Origin of the sequence: Tannerella forsythia (assembly GCF_001006485.1) — a bacterium.
Taxonomy (GTDB): domain Bacteria; phylum Bacteroidota; class Bacteroidia; order Bacteroidales; family Tannerellaceae; genus Tannerella; species Tannerella forsythia.
This window is the reverse complement of the sequence record NZ_JUET01000139.1, coordinates 40,340-58,676: the sequence shown is the minus strand read 5'-3', so window position 1 is coordinate 58,676 and position 18,337 is coordinate 40,340. Positions and strand designations below refer to the sequence as shown.

Here is an 18,337-nt window from a genome sequence, read left to right as displayed (position 1 = left end):
TCCTCAATGCCAAATAACCGTATGATCTTTTATTTCGAATATTCTTTCTTCTCTGCCTTTGGTATAATCGCGAAGCCAATACAAAGCGCCTTCCGGTATTTGTTTGTAAAGCAACCGGTCATCTTCCGCGGCTGTCTGCTTTCCCAACGATTTCCAGCGTCCTTTATCCATGTAAAAAAGTTCGTATTCATGGCCTTTGCGGATACCGTTATCGTCGTTTCGGATGATATAACGGATCGTTGAGATCACAGCCGGTCTCTCCAGTTCCAATCCCCCCCAACTCAGCGTGTCGCTCGAATGGAAGAAGGTCAGCGGGTCTCCGTCGAACAGTTTTTCGGCTCCGTTTCGGGGATAATAGATGCTCGGTTTGTAACGGCCGATGATCTTCCCTTTCAAGGGTCGGCTTGCGTCTGCGGCATAGAATTCGACTTCCGCCATATTGCCTTGCGTTCTGTCCGAAGCCTGATACCGGACATATTTTACCGGCGTTTTACTTTCCGGCACGACGGTTGTGTATTTAAAATCCGGTTCTTCGGTTATGATATGCCATGTGACGGGATGTTCAAACTCCGGATTGTCGGCTCCCTGAAAGCGGCCGCCTTTCATCGAAGGAGGAAGGAAAGCCAGATTCCCGGCTTCGGGGTTCTTGCGCTCCAATACGCAGTCGATCGTCTCCGGCCGGGGCGTATAATAAACGATCTGTCCCATCGTATCCAACAGAAACGGGTCTCCTGTCAACGCTAACTTTCCGCCGGCGTATAACGCGGCATGATACACGATGTTGGGTCCGACGGCAGAGAAATCTGCCTTGTCTCCCGTTACCTTTCCCCATGCTACAGGCATCCATCCGCCCGGATCGAATACGCACAGATAAGCAAATGTTCGTTTAGTCCTGTCCGGTAAAGGAATCGTGATGTTTTTTGCCCCGATAAAGGCATAATTCGCGGTTACATCGGTCATATACGCATTCCGGAAGAATGGCGGGATATCTTCGTTTCCGTGACGCATCGCCAACGACTCTTTTTGTTTACCGAAGGTCTTTCGGTAGACTTTGGGAATTTCATTTTTAAAACGAATCAGGTGTTCGTCCGGATTTTGTTCCGCTCCTGAAAAGTCGTGCAAAGTTTTATCGTTGTCATACACCGTGTTGAACGTATGAGCACCGTTGCCGCGTCCCCAATGCGGAACGAATTCTATGGCTACCGGTATGCCCGCTGCCCGCATCGCGTAGACGGCCAGATAAGCATAATCGCCGCACAAGCCGAATTTGATGTTTTTCAATATGCCCGGACGCAGATTGATCGGTAAAACGGAAGTCGTTGCGATATGGATAGGCAATTTTATTAATTCATTATTGATCACTGTACATGCCTGCCGTGCTGTCCGGATGGAATCCGACTCTATCAACGGTTCGAATCGCTCCCGATATGATTGCCGCCATGCTTCGGGTATTTCCGTTCCGATCCGGTAGGGAAGGATCAGTTCGCAAAACTCATCGAAGCTCAGATGCCGGTTCCAGGGCCGGTTCCATACGGCAAAGGCTCCTTCGATATGCTCGATCAGGAAATCGGCCGGCAAAGTCCGTATATCCCGGCAGACATCCGGTTCTTGCGTCAAGTTCTTCGCCTTGGTTCTGAATTCGTCGTAGATGGTGGGAATATCATATTCCGTTTGTCGTATCCGATAAACGGAATCGATAAACGTCTCATATTCGTCAATGACTTTTCCCGTAAAATAAAATTTATCCGTCATATTTTCAATCAGGAAAAGAGCCGCTTGCAGCTTTAACGTATCGTTTCCGTCTTGATAACGGCGAATAACCCGGAACCATTCGTTGCGGTTATTTCCGGCTTGCGACAGAGCGTCCTCCATACCCGAAGCGGGTGTTGACATTCGGCAACCTCCCATACTTATAAGACCTATTCCCGCATAGATAAAGATATGACACGTACTCATCCTCTCCGATCCGATTTTATTTTTTTCTTCAACTATAATTTATTGTGATCTATGATAAATTTTCGGCAAAGAAAAAGAGAACCGGCAAAACGGTTTACTATCTTTAGTACAATTTTTATTGTACTTTAGTACAAATTTTACAGGAGGCGATAATTCATGGCACGGAGTACGGCTTTCGACATACATTTTACTTTGAGGCGGGCAAAGAGTTCCTGTTTGCGGAATTTGACTAATGATCGCGAGATATGCAGGTATTCGGCAATCTGTTTTTCCTTTAATCCTTGTGCCGACAATGCGATCATCTCTATCTCTCTTTCAGAAAGCATAATACCTTCTTTTGGAATCCATTTTTTTTCTTCGGACGAATATTTCCAATAAGATGAACTGCCGTATTTATTCAGGCGAATATGTCCCGGTGTATCGTACGAGGATAACGAAATGCTGCCGAGCCACCATTGCAACTTTTCTTCGTTCGTGGGCAGAACGGGCGTGAATCGATGGCAAACAAGGATCGGGTGTCCGTATCCTTTCAGGTGAAAATTGTAGGACAGCGTGTACAGTCTCTGTTCTTCTGCCGGGATATTCTTAAGGAAGTGCAGAGCGGAAAGATTGACCTCGCGAATCCATTTCGTGTCATCATGCGCGATACTCTCCAGAAAAGAATCGTATTTCAGATGGTGAATGTCCGACAACTTAAGTTTGCTTAAAAGAAGTCTGCTTGCAGGCGAGAAGTGGAAGATAGATAAATCATCGCAATTGACCACATACCGGATTTGATAGGAGTGCATCGAACAATATTCGATTCCCTGCAGGATCGCGTCAAATATTTCTTGTTCGGCAGAGATTGTTTTCATAATTTAATGATTGTATACGGGTAATATAATAGACGTGTTAAGAAGCGTTTGCGCTTCTCTTGTCTTAATCGGGATTAAAATTCGATACGATATGTGCGAAAGTGTGTCCATACGGGAAACAACGTATATTTGCGGACAAAGATAAGGATTTTATGGTAAAAGACCAAAATAATCTTTAGGGGTTTTTAAATATAAGAAGCCTGCTTGCAGGTGAGAAGTGGAAATCGCCTCATACGGTCTATCCGTTATTCATTCCACAAAAATTCCAAAAAAGAATATGGAGGTTAAACTATCCGGAAGGGGGTTCGTCTATCTCTCATATTAAAACGACAAACAAAGAAAAGAATTTTATGACACAACGAGGCAAACATTTTTTTCTGCTCGCCTTTCTTCTTTTTTCCATCTCCACCGTCGCTCAGGTCGACGTGAAAGGCAGAATTATCGAAGAGCAGAGCAAAGAGGCCATCGAACAGGCGACTGTACGACTGCTCAACATGAAAGACAGTTCGATGGTAAACGGTACGGTGAGCAGCCGTAACGGAGCATTCATGCTCAGAAGCGTTAAAGAGGGGAATTATCTCCTTCATGTCACTTTCGTGGGCTATGAACCCGTCTATCAACTGCTCAAAGTAACGAATCGAACGAATCCGGTCGACGTTGGTACGATTACGATGCGCGACGAAAGCGTAATGCTCGACGAGGCCGTCGTTACGGCCAAGGCCATTGAAGTTCAGGTCAAAAACGATACGATCGAATACAACGCCGATTCGTATAAAATAGCCGAAGGCTCGATGCTGGAAGACCTGCTCAAGAAAATGCCCGGTGTCGAAATCAGTGCGGAAGGAAAGGTTACAATCAACGGAAAAGAGATCAAGAAAGTGCTTGTCGACGGAAAAGAATTTTTCTCGGACGACCCGAAGGTTGCCACCAAGAACCTGCCGGCCAAGATGGTCGATAAGGTACAAACCTACGAACGACGCAGCAATATGGCACAGATGACCGGTTTCGACGACGGCGACGAGGAAGCCGTCATCAACCTCACCGTTAAACCCGGCATGAAACAGGGATGGTTCGGCAACATCATCGGCGGCTACGGCACCCGGCAGCGTTACGATGGTAATATGATGATTAATCGCTTCGTCGAAAACGATCAGTTCTCCCTTATGGGCGGATTGAACAATACGAATAACATGGGATTTACCGATTTTGCCGCCGCCATGTTCAGCGGTATGGGGGGCGGAGGCCGGCGCTTCCGGGGCTTCGGAGCGGGCAACGGAATCACCTCGTCGGGCAACATCGGGACGAACTTCAGCAAAGAATTTAACCCGCGTTTCACGATAGGAGGTAATGTACGATACGCTCATTCCGACAACGACGCCCTTTCAAAAAGCAACCGGCAGAATATCTTGCCGGGCGACAGCTCATCATACGACTACAGCCAAAGTTCCGCCCGTACACGCAACGATAATCTTGGCGTTAACCTCCGCATGGAATGGAAGCCGGACTCTTTGACCCAATTCATCTTCCAACCCGAGCTTTCCTATTATAAAACGCATAATGAAGGGCACGAAGATTCCCATACACTAAGCGGCCGGCGCGACTCGGTCAACACTTCGCGCTCCCATTCCCTTTCCGACGGCGAAGGCTACGACGCTTCGGCACGACTCGAATTCAGTCGCAAGCTCAACAGCAAAGGACGCACCCTCAGCGGATCGCTTTCCGGCGGCATCAGCAACTCATACGGAAACGGAGAGAACCATTCCGCCACCCGATATCTGCTTTTCCCCGACTCGACCGGTGTTATCGACCAGCGTGTACGATATGACAACAACGGATACAACTATCGCGCCTTCGTCTCGTGGGTAGAACCCATCGGACACAACAATTTCATACAGGCTACGTACCGAATCGGGCAAAACAAACGCGAATTGCTTAAAGACGCATACGTCGACGACGGCAGCGGAAACTATACCAAGCTCGACACGGCCTACAGCAAAAGCACCCGCAATAATGCCATCGAGCAGCGTGTCAGCTTCGCCTTCAAAGCTGTAAGAGAAAAATATAACGTCACGATCGGGTTCAACGTCGATCCGTCGTACACCCGTACCGAAACCTTCGTCGGCGACCGCACGCTCTATTCCATGTCGCGCAATGTGATTAATTATTCTCCCACCGCGCAATTGCGCTACCGCTTCGATAAACGTACGGACCTGCGCATCGATTACGACGGACGCACCGGACAACCCGAGATGATGCAACTGCAACCCGTGGCCGACGTCTCCGATCCGCTTAATACCGTCATCGGAAATCCGAACCTGAGTCCGACGTATACAAACAATCTCCGCATTCGCTTCGGCAAATTCATCCCCGAGACTCAGACGGCTTACCTATTGATGGCCAACGGGAACTATATCGTCAACGATATTGTCAATAAGACAACCACCGAACAACGTACCGGCAAACGCACGACGACTTACGAAAATGTGGACGGAAATTTTAATGCCGATCTTCGTGCCATCGTCAACCTGCCACTGAAAAACAATAAGTTTTCCGTCTTTGGAATGACCTTCGCACGCTATGCCAACACCGGCGGATACATCGACGGCGAAAAGAATACGAGCAAAGCCCTGATACTGTCCGACCACGTCGGCCTCAACTACCGTTCCAACCTCTTTGATTTCAGTCTCAACGGAAACTTCCGCTATAATCGGACACATAACACGCTTCAAAGACAAAACGATCTGCATACCTTCAATTACGGCGGCGGAGCCTCCACAACGCTCTACCTTCTGTACAACTTTCAGATCGAAAGCGATATCAATTACTCGGCTAACGCCGGATATTCCGCCGGATACGAACAGAAAGAATGGCTTTGGAACGCTTCCATCTCCAAAACGTTCCTGAAGAACAATGCGGGCATACTTCGACTCAAAGTTTACGACATCCTGCAACAACGCAGTAACATTTCTTACAGCGCAACGGCCAGCGCCATCCGTTATACGGAATACAACACCCTGAACAGCTACGGCATGCTGTATTTCATCTACCGCTTCAGCATTTTCAAAGGCGGCGGGAAGGCTTCAGATATGCACATGCCCGGTATGTTCGGTCATGGACGCGAAAGGCCGCCCCATTAACACGATTTACGAAACCTTTGAGAACTGTTTCGACAAGTTGCGTATCGAAGCAGTTCCCCGAAGTATTCTTCTAACGGCATGCACAGCCGTTTTTCTTCGCGGGATCGCCGTTCCGATGCCGCGAAGAATAAAAAAATCAGTGACGAATCTATTTTTCGCTCCTCAACAACTCGTCGAAGTAGGCGATTGTCTTCTTTAATCCCTCTTCGAGCTTGACGGTGGGCTGCCAACCGTCTAATTTCTCAAACGCGAGCGAAATATCGGGCTTTCGCTGCTTCGGATCGTCTTGTGGCAAGGGCTCGAAGACAATTTTCGACTTCGATCCGGTGAGACGAATCACTTCATGCGCCAGTTCGAGCATCGAAAACTCGCCCGGGTTACCCAAATTGACAGGTCCGTTGAAGTCGTCGCCCGTATTCATCATGCGCAACATCCCCTCTACCAGGTCGTCGATATATTGAAAACTGCGTGTTTGCGTTCCGTTTCCGTAAATGGTGATGTCTTTTCCCGTCAGGGCCTGCACGATGAAGTTCGACACCACGCGACCGTCGTTTTTATCCATTCGCGGGCCATACGTATTGAAGATACGGATGATTTTGACGCGTATCCCGTGCTGCCGACGATAATCCATGCAGAGTGTTTCGGCCGCGCGCTTCCCTTCGTCGTAGCATGAGCGAATACCGATCGGATTGACGTTGCCCCAGTACGATTCGACCTGAGGATGCACCGTCGGGTCGCCATATACTTCGCTCGTCGAGGCATGAAGAATCTTCGCCCCCACGCGTTTGGCCAGTCCGAGCATGTTCAGTGCGCCGTAAATTGAGGTTTTCAGCGTTTTGATCGGATTGTACTGGTAATAAACGGGCGATGCGGGACAGGCAAGATGATACACTTTGTCTACCTCGGCGTAATAGGGCGTAGTCACATCATGCCGCACGGCCTCAAAACGGTCGTTGCCCAGCAGATGACGGATATTGTTCTTGTTTCCCGTAAAATAATTGTCGAGGCAAATCACATCGTTGCCTTCTCTTACCAGTCGCTCGCACAAATGCGAACCGATAAACCCGGCGCCCCCGGTCACTAAGATTCGTTCCATATCGATTGCTTTTTCTTCAGTTTTATGCCTGCAAAAGTACGGTATATTTTTAACTTGACGAGAAAAATATCGGTCGGGCATTGTCCGTTCTCAATTAATTTTATACCTTTGCGCCGCAAAACGAGATTGCGGGATGTAGCTCAGCCCGGTTAGAGTACGCGTCTGGGGGGCGCGTGGTCGCTGGTTCGAATCCAGTCATCCCGACAAAACGATTTAAAGACACCGATATTCCTTTTTTCAAAAGATCGGTGTCTTTTTTAAGAAAAATCACTCTCAAAATAGCCACAAAATCCACTTTGCACAGTATCATATAAGATTTTTCAATTACTTCTTTCTTGTCTGATATGACTTTCCCTCCAGAAGAAAAAAGAGATAAACAGAAAAGAACGAAATTCTATCTTCCAAAACTTTCACGGCTAAAAATCTTGTTATGCGAAATTTATGCACTATCTTTGTATCGTAAAAGTAAAAAAAATAAGAATGAGAATCGTATCACATAAAAAAATAAAAGAATTTTATGAAACGAAAGGCCGTGAAGATACACGTGTAGCTCTGGAGCGCTGGTACGATATAACGGAAAAGGCTAATTGGAGAAGCCTATCAGATATAAAAGTTGATTTTCCTGCTACCGACTATGTCGGTAACCAACATTATGTATTCAATATAAGAGGAAACAGTTACCGATTGATTGTAGTTATTAAGTTTACCATAGGATATGTTTATATACGCTGGGTTGGGACTCATAAAGAATATGAAAAGATTGATTGTTCAACTATATAATGGAGAAAAAGAACATGGGCAAAATAACAAAACAGCAGTACGAAGTTGCATTAGCAAAAGTAGAGGAACTTTTATCTCTCGTAGATGACAGCGTACCTGTAACTGACAGCAATGCCGTTTTACTAACTATTTTTTCTGATATAATTATCTCTTATGAGCAAGAACATTATCCTATTGACAAACCAACGGTTTCGGAATTGATCGAGTTTGCGATTCAAGAAAAAGGAATGACACAAAAGCAATTAGCCGGAGAAATTGGAGTTAGTCCATCAAGAGTGAATGATTACATCTCCGGACGTTCAGAGCCCCCCCTAAAGATAGCAAGATTGTTATGTAAAGTATTAGGTATCTCTCCTGAAGCCATGTTAGGCTATTAAAGTGTTTATGGGCTTTCGCAAGAAGACATAGAGGAGGATTAAGCAAGTACCGGCAAACTATAACGGCAGACTTGATGGGACACTTGCTATTTTTATTCGGACTCAGTGATAAGCATACGTTGTTTTAAAAAACAGAATAACTTGTGACATCATAAGAAACATCACGCAGGATCATTTGTTTTCTCGATCCGCTTTTTTAAACTGCGAAACGAGATATTTTCTCGTTCGCTTTAGTTACATGGATGAATGCCTCCGTCGATATTCGGCATGCAGGTCGCATTTTCACGCATCACCCGGTTCACGTCATCCGTGCTTGCGTCTACCGGTCCGGAACGTTCGATTTTTAAGGTCGAGAGAGCGGCTGCGAAGTTTCCCGCCTCGTCGATGGTCGCTCCCTTAGCGCGTCGGTAAAGATATCCGGCCATATAGGTGTCGCCACATCCGGTAGGATCGACCACTTGGTGAGGAATATAGGCCGGTACGCGATAAAACGTTTGTCCGTCGTAAATGAGCGAGCCCATGCTCCCGAATGTAAGCAGTACTTCTTTTATCCCCCATTCACAGAGTTTTTTTGCAGCCCGAGAAGCGTCTTTGTAACCCGTCAGCACCTCCATCTCCTGCTCGTTGGCTTTGAGGAAGTGAATCGATCGAAATGCTTCGTGTTTGTTCGTCCAATCGACAGCGTACACATGCGTATCGCGCACTTCACGCAGATATCCTTGCGAATCGACCGAAATCAGGCCCTTACCGGCCAAATATCGGAGTGTATCGAGCGGAAAATCGTCCGCCAGCAATGCTCCGAGATGAAAAATTCCGGCATCTGCCTCGTGCAACGGTTCTACGGTAAACGGAGCCGCCTTAGCCAGCACACGCTGCGTACGATCGTCCGGATTGTCACCGTAAATATTTTCAAAATACACGGAATATGGGCTCGGCAGAACGGTTGTACGGATGCCCAGCGCCGTCAGTTCGTCCGTAACGCCTCGTTCCGATGCTCCGACAGCGGTAACCAGCGCATAGTCGAGATCGTCGAAGCGTTTGAGTGCGTGCGAGACGTAGAAAGACGTCCCGCCGGGCATATAGACCGTGTTTCCGGGGGTAACAACCTTATCAAGGGTGATATGGCCAATGCAGCAAAGTTCGTGTTTCATTGCGGGTATTTGTTTAAGCCCATGATATTATTTAGAAGTTATCAATACGAATAATTCGGTGTAAACGTATCGCCGTCGTCCGGATTACCGCCCATTATCCACATCAACAGCCCGACAACAATCATTCCTCCGATTCCTGACGAAGCCTTACGTCCGCCGGACTTTCCGCGGCGATCTTCCACATTCGTACTTTCTCTTCTCCCCTCCAGTTTCATCTACTTAAATATTTCTTACGCGTTTATTTTCGTCATTTTTTCAACAAAAGTAGTGAAAAAATCTATCGTGTAAAACGAAACATGTATATTTGCGCATGAATCAAAAATAAAAACATCATGATGAGAAAATGTATAACATGCAGTATGGTGCTATTCGCATCGTTTTCGGCGATGTATGGACAAGAGGGACAGAAAGAAGAGGGCTATCAGTTTACAACCGTCAAAGAAGTGAAGATTACACCGGTAAAAAACCAAAATCGCACGGGAACATGCTGGTCGTTCTCGGGGGTGGGGCTTATCGAGGCCGAATTGTTACGAACGGGAAAAGGGGAATATAATCTTTCCGAGATGTTCATTGCCAACCATTCGTACAAAGACAAGGCCGATAAATTTGTACGGCTGCACGGAAAGTTGAATTTTGCACAGGGGGGCTCATTTGCCGATGTGATTTACGTGTTTAAACACTACGGTGCTGTCCCCGGAGAGCTTTACAAAGGTCTGGAATACGGACAGGACAACCATGTGCATGGTGAGTTGGCCGAGGTAGCTACGGCCTATGTAAATGCAGTCATCAAGAATCGGGACAAAAAACTGTCCACAGCGTGGAAAAAAGGATTTGACGGTGTCATCGACACGTATCTGGGTAAACTCCCCGAAACATTTACATATCAGGGCAAGCAATATACTCCCAAGAGTTTTGGTGAATCGCTGGGGCTGAATTTCGATGATTATGTTTCATTGACCTCTTATACGCATCATCCGTTTTATTCGCAGTTTCCGCTTGAGATCGAAGATAACTGGCGGTGGGCGCCAAGCTATAACCTCCCGATCCATGAACTGATGGAAGTGTTAGATCATGCCATTAATAACGGTTACACGATTGCATGGGGATCGGACGTGAGTGAAAAAGGTTTTACTCGCAATGGGATTGCCGTAGCCGCCGATATCGAAGCGCTGGAATCGTCGGGTTCGGATCAGGCGCGTTGGGTCGGACTGAGCCAAACGGAGAGAGACGCCGAGGTCAAGAAGTTAGTAGAAAAACCCTGCAAAGAAATAGAGGTGACACAGGAGCTTCGCCAGCAGGCATACGATAATTATCAAACGACCGACGATCACGGTATGCTGATCTACGGTATCGCGAAAGATCAGACCGGCAAGAAATTCTATATGGTGAAAAACTCGTGGGGAACGGAGAGCAAATACAAAGGGCACTGGTATGCGTCGGAAGCATATGTCGCTTACAAAACCATGAATATCGTCTTGCATAAAGACGCATTACCCAAAACCATCCAATCGAAACTGGGGATAAAATAACACCATATGGAATCGTTGGTCGATAAAGTAGAAAGGGTGGAGCAACGCCGGCGCAAATGGCGTAAAATACGTAATATCACGATGTTGATAATTGTGGCAGTTTTGCTGGCAGGTGGTTCGTTTTATTACTACTTCCCATTTGCCAAAGGCATCAAAACCGGCCGGTTGAATTACGTCGTTTACAAGGGGATTCTATTTAAGACTTACGAAGGCCGACTGATTCAGTCGGGTATTCGCCCCAGTGCAGACGGAGGTATCCAGTCGAACGAGTTCATGTTCTCCGTTTCGGATGAAGCCGTGGCGGAAGAACTGATGAGCGCGGGAGGTCAGACGGTGGAACTGCATTATATCGAGTATCTTGGTGCAGTGCCCTGGCGCGGTTACTCGCGTTATGTGGTCGATCGCATCGTCGATATCTCATCCGATAAAGAGGAGGTAAAAGAAATCGATATCCCGTCGGAAGTGATGTAAAAATATCGGAAGATTAATTTTTGACAAAGGCGGAGGCTGCATTGGCGGCTTCCGTCTTAATCATTTTATTTCGGGAAATAACCAAGAAACATCTTGAACCATTTTCTTTAGGTACGGTAAGCTTCTTAAAGAACAGCTACGTATCCGCTTTCGTCAATCACCTTTCGTGCGGCCTCGCTCGAAAGTAAGTCAAACATTTGATAAGCCATCGATGCTTTATCTGTATCGGCACGGATCGCAGCATAAACATAGGTAGTATAGGGGTATTTCTGCGTTCGTATGCTTTCGTGCGAAGGAAGTGCACCGTTAATTGCTACGGTCGGATATTGTGCCGGCTGCCGGACAATACGATCGTAATAATAATAGACCGTGTACCCGATACCGTCGGCATCGGACAGAATCGAATAGAATGGGGACAGCATGGAACCACCCATCATCTCCGGCCATTTCTTCATCGTCAGACCTTTCATTACGAGGGTCTCCATTTTCTCCTGACTACCCGAATTAGGATTGCGCATATAAGGGTGAATATCCGCCTCCTTTCCTCCTACATCAGACCAGCGCGTGATTTTTCCCGTGTAGATGTTTTGTATCTGTTCGGTCGTTAGAGCACGAACGGGATTCTCTGGGTTGACAATAAATACGAGTGCATCGAGTGCAATGGGCTTCTCGATCAACCGGATACCTTTTTGCTCGGCATACGTCTTTTCGTCTCTCGAAATACTGCGTGAGGCGATGATCAGTTCCGTCTCTCCATCGATCAGACGGGTGAAGGCGCCGTGCGTTGTCGGGCATTGCAGCTTCTCTTCGAAAAAGCGTTGTTCTGCATCGGTTAGCTTGCTGTAAATGGGAATGATATCCCATGTGTCATTCAATCCGATATACTGGAACCATTTGTACTCGATATTCAACAGTTTACAAGCCAGCAGCGTCTGTAGAGGTCTGGTCGAGGTGGAGCAACTCATTTTCGGAAAGTTATCGAGGGTCAGTCCCTCAAGCGTCAGCGACGGATTGTCGTTGGGTTCCGTCTTGTCGCAACTGCTGAAAACAGCAAGGCATAATGCCATCAAAATCCAGTTTTTCATTGGGTCGTATTTTTATTGATGAATGAATATCCTTCTTTGTATCTGTTCTCTACGTGGTGCAATATTAGATGTTATTTATCAGAATAACAAATTAATCTCTTCTTTGCGGCATATTTTTCATAAAAACCGGTATCCCGAAAGAAAAGAACCTTATCTTTGCGACTTAAACAATAATAACGTGTATGAATCGGAAGACTTACGACGCGACCTTTTCACCTTTCCGCAGTTTTACGCGCGAAGAATGGAAACAGCTGGAAGAACATCCCCAGTTTCCGGTTGCCGATATGGATTTAACGCAGTTGCAAGCCTTGAACGAGCCGCTTACGATCGCCGAGGTAGAGGATATTTATATGCCGCTGATCCGTCTGTTGCAGATTCATATTACGCATTATCGTCACCTGCACAAAGAACGTGAGGACTTTTTCAAGAATCCCGGCCGTCAGGTTCCTTACATCATTGGGATTGCCGGAAGCGTGGCGGTAGGAAAAAGCACGACGGCCAAGGTTCTACAAAAGCTGCTATCCATGCTTCCTGAAAAGCCGGAGGTGGAGCTTGTCACCACCGACGGATTTCTCTATTCCAACGCCGAACTCGAAAAACGGGGACTGTTACATAAAAAAGGATTTCCCGAGAGCTACGACGCCAAGAGGCTATTGGCGTTTCTGGCCGGTGCAAAGTCGGGACGCGAAATACTCGAAGCACCGGTCTATTCTCATCTTTATTACGATATTATCCCCGGAGAAGTATGTCGTATCCGGAAGCCCGACATCCTGATAATCGAAGGGATTAACGCGTTGCAGGTAACCTTGAACACCCAACCGTGCCGGCGCGTCTTCGTATCCGATTTTTTCGACTATTCCATCTATGTCGATGCCAGTGAAAAGGATATCAGACAATGGTATATTGAGCGATTCAAGAAGTTGCAGACCTCTGCTTTCGCTAACCCCGACTCATATTTCCATCAGTATGCCTCGTACGATGAAGAGACTCTGAGGCAACTTGCGGTCCGGGTCTGGGAAGAGATTAACCGCCCCAATCTTGAGCAACACATCCTTCCTACCCGCTTCCGTGCCGATCTGATTCTTGAAAAAGGCGAGCATCATTTTGTCCGAAACATACGGATCAGGAAAATCTAAATCTGATGCCGTAAAGCGTTCAATCGTCTGAAAGACCTTACCGAGAAAATTGAGCAATGCCGATCTCTGTTAAAAAAATAAAAAAAGCACTGATTTCTTTTGTTAGATTCATTACATGATTTAATTTTGCGATTAAATCATGAAGTTAATATGAGGGCGAAAAAAGAAGAAAACATGGAGTACAAGATTCTGAAAGCAGCCGAAAAACTGTTTTTGGAACAGGGGTTTATCCGTACCAAGATGGCGCAGATAGCCGAAGAGGCGGGATGCAATCAAGCGCTGGTACATTACTATTACCGGACGAAAGAGCTTCTTTTCGAAAAAATCTACGAGGAGAAGATCGAACAGATGCTTTCGAATCTGCTAATCACTACTTCGTCTGATGCTCCATTTGAAGAAAAGATCCTGAACTTGATCAGCGTGCATTTCGAGTTCTTGAAACAGAACCCGCAGCTTCCGGCGTTCTCGCTTAACGAAGGGCTGAACAACTCATCAGAAAACATGACATTTCTGATCCAGAAGTTTAAGAAAGCATTACAAACGGTAATTATTCCGATGGAAGCGGAACTGAAGAAAGAAATCGAGAAAGGGACTATCCGCCCGATCTCAACGATAGACTTGCTGTTTACGGTCTTATCGTTGAATATAGCACCGTTTCTCATTGCTCCCATCTTTCGGAATGTATGGGAATTGTCGGAAGAGGAATTTCATGCGTTGCTTGACCAACGGAAAGAAGAAGTGTCGCGTACCATCTTGGCTCGTCTGAAAAATTAATTTGTTGAAGGATTGATCCGAACTCCGGTTCTCATGGTCGATCCTTTTATTTTATATGTGAATTAACCAAGAAATTAAATAGATGAATTAATATAGCAGTTATGAAAAAGATAATCATGATCACCCTGATATTGACGAACGGCCTTTGTGGTTTCGCTCAGGTCACGATCGAAGAATGTCAGCGGCGGGCGCAGGAGCACTATCCGCTGGTCAGGCAGTACGTACAGATTGAAGAGGCCGAAGCATCCCGGCTGGCCAATGCCGGAAAAGGCTATTTGCCGCAGGTGAAGCTTTCGGGTAACGCTTCGTACCGTTCGGAGGTCACCCGTCTTCCGTTCGATGCGTCTCAATGGGGAATACCGGGATTGGACATACCGGCGCTCAGCAAAGATCAATATGCGCTTTCGCTCGATGCGCTGCAGGTTCTTTGGGATGGGGGCGAAATAAAGTCGGGAAAAGAAAGTGTACGTACGGCGGCTCAGGTGGATAGGAGACGTGTAGCGGTTGGACTTTATGCGTTGTATCAGCAGGTCAACACTGCCTTTTTCGGGGTCTTGCTGGCAGATGCCGGCCTGCATCAAAACAAGTTATTACAGGAAGAACTGGCACGAAACTATCAACGCGTGCAGGCTTGTGTGCAGTATGGCATATCCGAAGAAACAGACCTCCGTGTCGTGCGCGTGGAACAGTTGAAAGCGGAGCAACACGCTACGGAGCTTGCCGGCGTTCGTGCCGCTTGTATCGCTATCTTGGCGAATTTGACCGGAATGGAAGCCGATGAAACGACAGATTTTGTCAGGCCGGTACTTCTACCCACCGTTGCAACATCCGTTAGTCGTCCCGAATTATCCCTGTATGACGCACAAATCAAAAATTACGAGACGGAGAATGCTCTTGTTACGGCCGGACTATTTCCCAAATTTGCGCTTTTTGCGACAGGAGGATACGGAAAGCCCGGACTGAATATGCTGGAGAATAGATTCGCTCCCTATTACATTGTCGGCATGAAATTCGAATGGAACATCGGCCGTTTTTACACGCTGAAGAACCGTCGGAAGCTGATCCGCAACCATATCGGACAAACGGAGATACAACGTGAATTGTTTCTGTTCAATACCCGGTTGGACATGATCCGGAAAAATAAAGAGATTAAACAGTGCGCCGAACAATTGAAATACGACGACGAGATCATTCGCCTGAAAACGGCAATCCGGAAGGCTTCGGAAGCTAAAATGACCAACGGCGTCTTATCGGTCACCGAATTGATGAGAGATCTCCATGCCGAACAGATGGCCATACAGGATAAAATCCGTCATGAGATCGCATATATGCAAGCTCTTTACGATCTTAAATTTACCGCCGGACACACGAACGAATAATCATTTAATCATAGATTTATGCAAGCAAATAAATTCTTAATCATCGCAATGGCCATGATTGTCGCAGCCTGCGGAAATAAAGACGGAGACTGCGATGCCTCAGGCATATTCGAAGCGACTGAGGTTATGATCTCGGCCGGAGAAACGGGAGAACTGCTACGAATAACGGTTCGGGAAGGAGAAAGCGTGAAAGCGCATGAGTCACTTGGGCTGATCGATACAACCCGGCTATACCTGCAAAAAATACAACTCTCGGCCGGCCTGATGGCCATTGAGAGTCGACGGCACAATATCCCCCGTCAGATTGCCTCACTCAAACAGCAGATTACCACACAACAGAAAGAGTACAAACGATACGCGAACTTAGTCGAAGCACAGGCTGCCGCTCCGAAAATACTCGACGATATCGGCGCGCAAATCGCCGTGCTCGAAAAACAATTGACAGCTCAGGAAGACGTGCTGGCTAACGGAAACCGAAGTATCGCGGGCGAGCGTATAGGATTGCAAGCACAGATCGCACAGATCGACGACCGGATCGGAAAAAGCATTGTGTCCAGCCCGATAAATGGCATTGTGCTGTGCCGCTATGCCGAACCGGGAGAACTTGCCGTACAGGGACGACCACTTCTGAAAGTCGGTGACCTCGAAAACATGATTTTGCGGGCTTACTTCACGGCCGACCAGCTCACTCGGCTTCGCATCGGACAAAAAGTAAGCGTATATGCCGACTGGGGTACTTCGGAACGGAAAGAATATGCCGGAACAGTTGTATGGATCTCGGATAAGGCCGAATTTACACCTAAAACGATCTCTACAAGGGATGAACGTGCCAATTTAGTGTATGCCGTAAAAGTCGCAGTTCGGAATGACGGATATATTAAACGGGGAATGTACGGCGAAATCCGCGTCGCCCCCGCTGCAACCGAAATCTCCCAAATAAAAGCCGGATCATGAAAGCTGTTTCAGTACATCATCTCAGTAAAAAATACGGTCGCGTGACAGCATTGCACGATGTGAGCTTCGAGGTAGAGCAAGGTGAAATCTACGGTATCATTGGTCCCGACGGGTCCGGAAAGACGACTCTTTTTCGTATATTGGCGACGCTCCTGCTCCCTGATAACGGAAATGTCATCGTCAGAGGATATGATGCCGTGAAGGAATACTGCGCCGTACGACGCATCATCGGCTATATGCCCGGACGATTCTCGCTCTATCAAGATCTTACGGTCGAAGAAAACCTGAACTTTTTTGCTACTGTCTTCCATACGACGGTACAGGCAAACTATCCCCTGATCGCAGACATCTACCGGCAGATCGAGCCTTTTAAGAAACGGCCGGCCGGCAAACTGTCGGGGGGCATGAAACAGAAGCTGGCGCTGAGTTGCGCGTTAATACACAAGCCGGATATATTACTGCTCGATGAACCCACGACAGGGGTAGATCCTGTTTCGCGCAAAGAGTTCTGGGAAATGCTCTTCAGACTTAAAGCGCAAGGCGTCACGATCCTCGTCTCCACGCCTTACATGGATGAAGCGAAGCGGTGCGACCGGATCGCCCTGATTCAGGGAGGACACTTCCTGCGAGTAGATACTCCCGAAGGCATTGTGGCCGGATACCCGCATACATTGTTCGCTCTTCGTTCATCGAAAGACATGTATCATTTGCTGAACGATCTGCGATCGCATGCTCATGTGCGGTCGGCCTTTTCGTTCGGGGAAAATTGCCATGTTACGTTGTGGACAGATTCTACACCGGACGAACTGCTCCATTATCTGAATAAGAAAGGACATACGGGTATTGAAATGACTCCGATCTGTCCTTCGGTTGAAGATTGTTTTATGGATATACTCGGCGAGAAGGAGGAATCATGAAAAAAGATGTGATTATAGCCGAAACGTTAACGAAACAATTCGGAGCGTTTACAGCCGTCGATCGTATCTCGTTTACCGTGGGTGAAGGAGAGATTTTTGGTTTTCTGGGTGCGAACGGCGCGGGAAAAACAACGGCTATGCGGATGCTGTGCGGGTTGAGTCGTCCGACGTCGGGACGAGGGTTCGTCGCAGGGTTCGACATCTGTAAGCAAGCAGAAGAGGTGAAACGACACATCGGCTATATGAGTCAGCGATTTTCGTTATACGAAGATCTGAAAGTCTGGGAAAACCTGCGACTCTTTGGCGGTATCTACGGAATGAAAGACCGTGAAATTACAGCGAAAACGGAGAGCATCTTGCACGAATTAGGCTTTGAGAGCGAACGCAACACACTTGTCAAAGCCTTACCCTTAGGGTGGAAGCAAAAACTCTCTTTTTCCGTGGCGGTCTTTCATGAGCCGAAGGTCGTTTTTCTCGATGAACCGACGGGAGGGGTCGATCCCATCACCCGTCGCCGTTTCTGGGAACTGATTTATCAGGCCTCCGCAAGAGATATTACGGTCTTCGTGACGACGCACTATATGGATGAGGCCGAATACTGCGATCGGGTATCGATCATGGTAGACGGAAAAATCAGCGTGCTGGACAGCCCGAGAAATCTGAAAAAGCAATTTGGCGTCTTGACGATGGACGAAGTCTTTCGTCGACTGGCGCGCGAAGCAACACGGAAAGGAGATTGAT

17 protein-coding genes and 1 tRNA gene are annotated in these 18,337 nt (G+C 47.3%); 12 read left to right on the top strand and 6 right to left on the bottom strand.

Going from position 1 to position 18,337, the window contains the following annotated elements; genetic code table 11:
* Window positions 1–3: 3 nt before the first annotated feature.
* Both Tanf_RS13545 and Tanf_RS13540 read right to left on the bottom strand, forming a co-directional pair.
* Window positions 4–1,956 carry a transglutaminase-like domain-containing protein gene (locus Tanf_RS13545; RefSeq protein ID WP_046826213.1) on the bottom strand — a complete coding sequence of 651 codons (1,953 nt, stop codon included), beginning with the start codon at window positions 1,954–1,956 and terminating at the stop codon, window positions 4–6.
* A gap of 137 nt (window positions 1,957–2,093) precedes the next feature.
* Complete coding sequence (locus Tanf_RS13540) at window positions 2,094–2,810, bottom strand: response regulator transcription factor (RefSeq protein ID WP_046826212.1); 717 nt, start codon at window positions 2,808–2,810, stop codon at window positions 2,094–2,096.
* A gap of 350 nt (window positions 2,811–3,160) precedes the next feature.
* Here Tanf_RS13540 and Tanf_RS13535 point away from each other — a divergent pair, with 350 nt between their 5' ends.
* Window positions 3,161–5,947, top strand: a complete 2,787-nt coding sequence (locus Tanf_RS13535; RefSeq protein ID WP_046826211.1) for a TonB-dependent receptor — start codon at window positions 3,161–3,163, stop codon at window positions 5,945–5,947.
* A gap of 148 nt (window positions 5,948–6,095) precedes the next feature.
* Here the strand turns inward: Tanf_RS13535 and Tanf_RS13530 are convergent, their stop codons facing one another.
* Window positions 6,096–7,043, bottom strand: a complete 948-nt coding sequence (locus Tanf_RS13530) for a UDP-glucuronic acid decarboxylase family protein (RefSeq protein WP_014225545.1) — start codon at window positions 7,041–7,043, stop codon at window positions 6,096–6,098.
* Between the two features lie 129 nt (window positions 7,044–7,172).
* Between Tanf_RS13530 and Tanf_RS13525 the strand changes: the two genes are divergently transcribed.
* The 3 genes from Tanf_RS13525 (at window position 7,173) to Tanf_RS13515 (ending at window position 8,200) form a co-directional block, all read left to right on the top strand.
* A tRNA-Pro gene (locus Tanf_RS13525) sits at window positions 7,173–7,247 on the top strand.
* A gap of 276 nt (window positions 7,248–7,523) precedes the next feature.
* On the top strand, window positions 7,524–7,823 hold the full coding sequence (locus Tanf_RS13520; protein WP_014225548.1) for a type II toxin-antitoxin system HigB family toxin: 300 nt from the start codon (window positions 7,524–7,526) through the stop codon (window positions 7,821–7,823).
* A 14-nt stretch (window positions 7,824–7,837) separates the two neighbouring features.
* Complete coding sequence (locus Tanf_RS13515) at window positions 7,838–8,200, top strand: helix-turn-helix domain-containing protein (protein ID WP_041591278.1); 363 nt, start codon at window positions 7,838–7,840, stop codon at window positions 8,198–8,200.
* A gap of 230 nt (window positions 8,201–8,430) precedes the next feature.
* Here Tanf_RS13515 and Tanf_RS13510 read toward each other — a convergent pair whose 3' ends face one another.
* Together Tanf_RS13510 and Tanf_RS14970 are read right to left on the bottom strand one after the other, a co-directional pair.
* The gene (locus Tanf_RS13510; RefSeq protein ID WP_046826210.1) at window positions 8,431–9,351 is read right to left on the bottom strand and encodes a carbohydrate kinase family protein; all 921 of its coding nucleotides are present in this window, start codon (window positions 9,349–9,351) and stop codon (window positions 8,431–8,433) included.
* A gap of 41 nt (window positions 9,352–9,392) precedes the next feature.
* Window positions 9,393–9,566 (bottom strand): hypothetical protein, encoded by a 174-nt coding sequence (locus tag Tanf_RS14970; protein WP_014225551.1) that lies wholly within the window; start codon window positions 9,564–9,566, stop codon window positions 9,393–9,395.
* 117 nt (window positions 9,567–9,683) lie between these two features.
* Here Tanf_RS14970 and Tanf_RS13505 point away from each other — a divergent pair, with 117 nt between their 5' ends.
* Both Tanf_RS13505 and Tanf_RS13500 read left to right on the top strand, forming a co-directional pair.
* A complete protein-coding gene (locus tag Tanf_RS13505; RefSeq protein WP_046826209.1) occupies window positions 9,684–10,880 on the top strand; it encodes a C1 family peptidase in 1,197 nt (398 codons plus the stop codon).
* A gap of 6 nt (window positions 10,881–10,886) precedes the next feature.
* Window positions 10,887–11,351 carry a hypothetical protein gene (locus Tanf_RS13500; RefSeq protein ID WP_014225553.1) on the top strand — a complete coding sequence of 155 codons (465 nt, stop codon included), beginning with the start codon at window positions 10,887–10,889 and terminating at the stop codon, window positions 11,349–11,351.
* Window positions 11,352–11,476: 125 nt separating this feature from the next.
* On the opposite strand, the gene Tanf_RS13495 is transcribed toward Tanf_RS13500, so the two are convergent.
* Window positions 11,477–12,436: a PstS family phosphate ABC transporter substrate-binding protein gene (locus tag Tanf_RS13495; protein WP_052449129.1), complete on the bottom strand. Its 960-nt coding sequence runs from the start codon at window positions 12,434–12,436 to the stop codon at window positions 11,477–11,479.
* A 182-nt stretch (window positions 12,437–12,618) separates the two neighbouring features.
* Here Tanf_RS13495 and coaA point away from each other — a divergent pair, with 182 nt between their 5' ends.
* The 6 genes from coaA to Tanf_RS13465 all read left to right on the top strand — a co-directional run bounded on the left by coaA (window position 12,619) and on the right by Tanf_RS13465 (window position 18,336).
* On the top strand, window positions 12,619–13,572 hold the full coding sequence (gene coaA, locus Tanf_RS13490; RefSeq protein WP_014225555.1) for a type I pantothenate kinase: 954 nt from the start codon (window positions 12,619–12,621) through the stop codon (window positions 13,570–13,572).
* A gap of 174 nt (window positions 13,573–13,746) precedes the next feature.
* Complete coding sequence (locus tag Tanf_RS13485) at window positions 13,747–14,346, top strand: TetR/AcrR family transcriptional regulator (RefSeq protein WP_161794974.1); 600 nt, start codon at window positions 13,747–13,749, stop codon at window positions 14,344–14,346.
* 101 nt (window positions 14,347–14,447) lie between these two features.
* Window positions 14,448–15,725 carry a TolC family protein gene (locus Tanf_RS13480; RefSeq protein WP_046826207.1) on the top strand — a complete coding sequence of 426 codons (1,278 nt, stop codon included), beginning with the start codon at window positions 14,448–14,450 and terminating at the stop codon, window positions 15,723–15,725.
* Between the two features lie 18 nt (window positions 15,726–15,743).
* Window positions 15,744–16,679, top strand: coding sequence for an HlyD family secretion protein (locus tag Tanf_RS13475; RefSeq protein WP_046826206.1), 936 nt, complete (start codon window positions 15,744–15,746; stop codon window positions 16,677–16,679).
* Window positions 16,676–17,596: an ABC transporter ATP-binding protein gene (locus Tanf_RS13470; RefSeq protein WP_014225559.1), complete on the top strand. Its 921-nt coding sequence runs from the start codon at window positions 16,676–16,678 to the stop codon at window positions 17,594–17,596. Before Tanf_RS13475 ends, Tanf_RS13470 begins: the two co-directional genes overlap by 4 nt.
* On the top strand, window positions 17,593–18,336 hold the full coding sequence (locus Tanf_RS13465; RefSeq protein WP_014225560.1) for an ABC transporter ATP-binding protein: 744 nt from the start codon (window positions 17,593–17,595) through the stop codon (window positions 18,334–18,336). The genes Tanf_RS13470 and Tanf_RS13465 overlap by 4 nt, the downstream gene beginning before the upstream one ends.
* Window position 18,337 lies beyond the last annotated feature (1 nt).

Bases quoted from the DNA above. Each gene is read 5' to 3' on its own strand.
- Tanf_RS13545 (WP_046826213.1), bottom strand. From the start codon at position 1,956: ATGAGTACGTGTCATATCTTTATCTATGCGGGAATAGGTCTTATAAGT.
- Tanf_RS13540 (WP_046826212.1), bottom strand. From the start codon at position 2,810: ATGAAAACAATCTCTGCCGAACAAGAAATATTTGACGCGATCCTGCAG.
- Tanf_RS13535 (WP_046826211.1), top strand. From the start codon at position 3,161: ATGACACAACGAGGCAAACATTTTTTTCTGCTCGCCTTTCTTCTTTTT.
- Tanf_RS13530 (WP_014225545.1), bottom strand. From the start codon at position 7,043: ATGGAACGAATCTTAGTGACCGGGGGCGCCGGGTTTATCGGTTCGCAT.
- Tanf_RS13520 (WP_014225548.1), top strand. From the start codon at position 7,524: ATGAGAATCGTATCACATAAAAAAATAAAAGAATTTTATGAAACGAAA.
- Tanf_RS13515 (WP_041591278.1), top strand. From the start codon at position 7,838: ATGGGCAAAATAACAAAACAGCAGTACGAAGTTGCATTAGCAAAAGTA.
- Tanf_RS13510 (WP_046826210.1), bottom strand. From the start codon at position 9,351: ATGAAACACGAACTTTGCTGCATTGGCCATATCACCCTTGATAAGGTT.
- Tanf_RS14970 (WP_014225551.1), bottom strand. From the start codon at position 9,566: ATGAAACTGGAGGGGAGAAGAGAAAGTACGAATGTGGAAGATCGCCGC.
- Tanf_RS13505 (WP_046826209.1), top strand. From the start codon at position 9,684: ATGATGAGAAAATGTATAACATGCAGTATGGTGCTATTCGCATCGTTT.
- Tanf_RS13500 (WP_014225553.1), top strand. From the start codon at position 10,887: ATGGAATCGTTGGTCGATAAAGTAGAAAGGGTGGAGCAACGCCGGCGC.
- Tanf_RS13495 (WP_052449129.1), bottom strand. From the start codon at position 12,436: ATGAAAAACTGGATTTTGATGGCATTATGCCTTGCTGTTTTCAGCAGT.
- coaA (WP_014225555.1), top strand. From the start codon at position 12,619: ATGAATCGGAAGACTTACGACGCGACCTTTTCACCTTTCCGCAGTTTT.
- Tanf_RS13485 (WP_161794974.1), top strand. From the start codon at position 13,747: ATGGAGTACAAGATTCTGAAAGCAGCCGAAAAACTGTTTTTGGAACAG.
- Tanf_RS13480 (WP_046826207.1), top strand. From the start codon at position 14,448: ATGAAAAAGATAATCATGATCACCCTGATATTGACGAACGGCCTTTGT.
- Tanf_RS13475 (WP_046826206.1), top strand. From the start codon at position 15,744: ATGCAAGCAAATAAATTCTTAATCATCGCAATGGCCATGATTGTCGCA.
- Tanf_RS13470 (WP_014225559.1), top strand. From the start codon at position 16,676: ATGAAAGCTGTTTCAGTACATCATCTCAGTAAAAAATACGGTCGCGTG.
- Tanf_RS13465 (WP_014225560.1), top strand. From the start codon at position 17,593: ATGAAAAAAGATGTGATTATAGCCGAAACGTTAACGAAACAATTCGGA.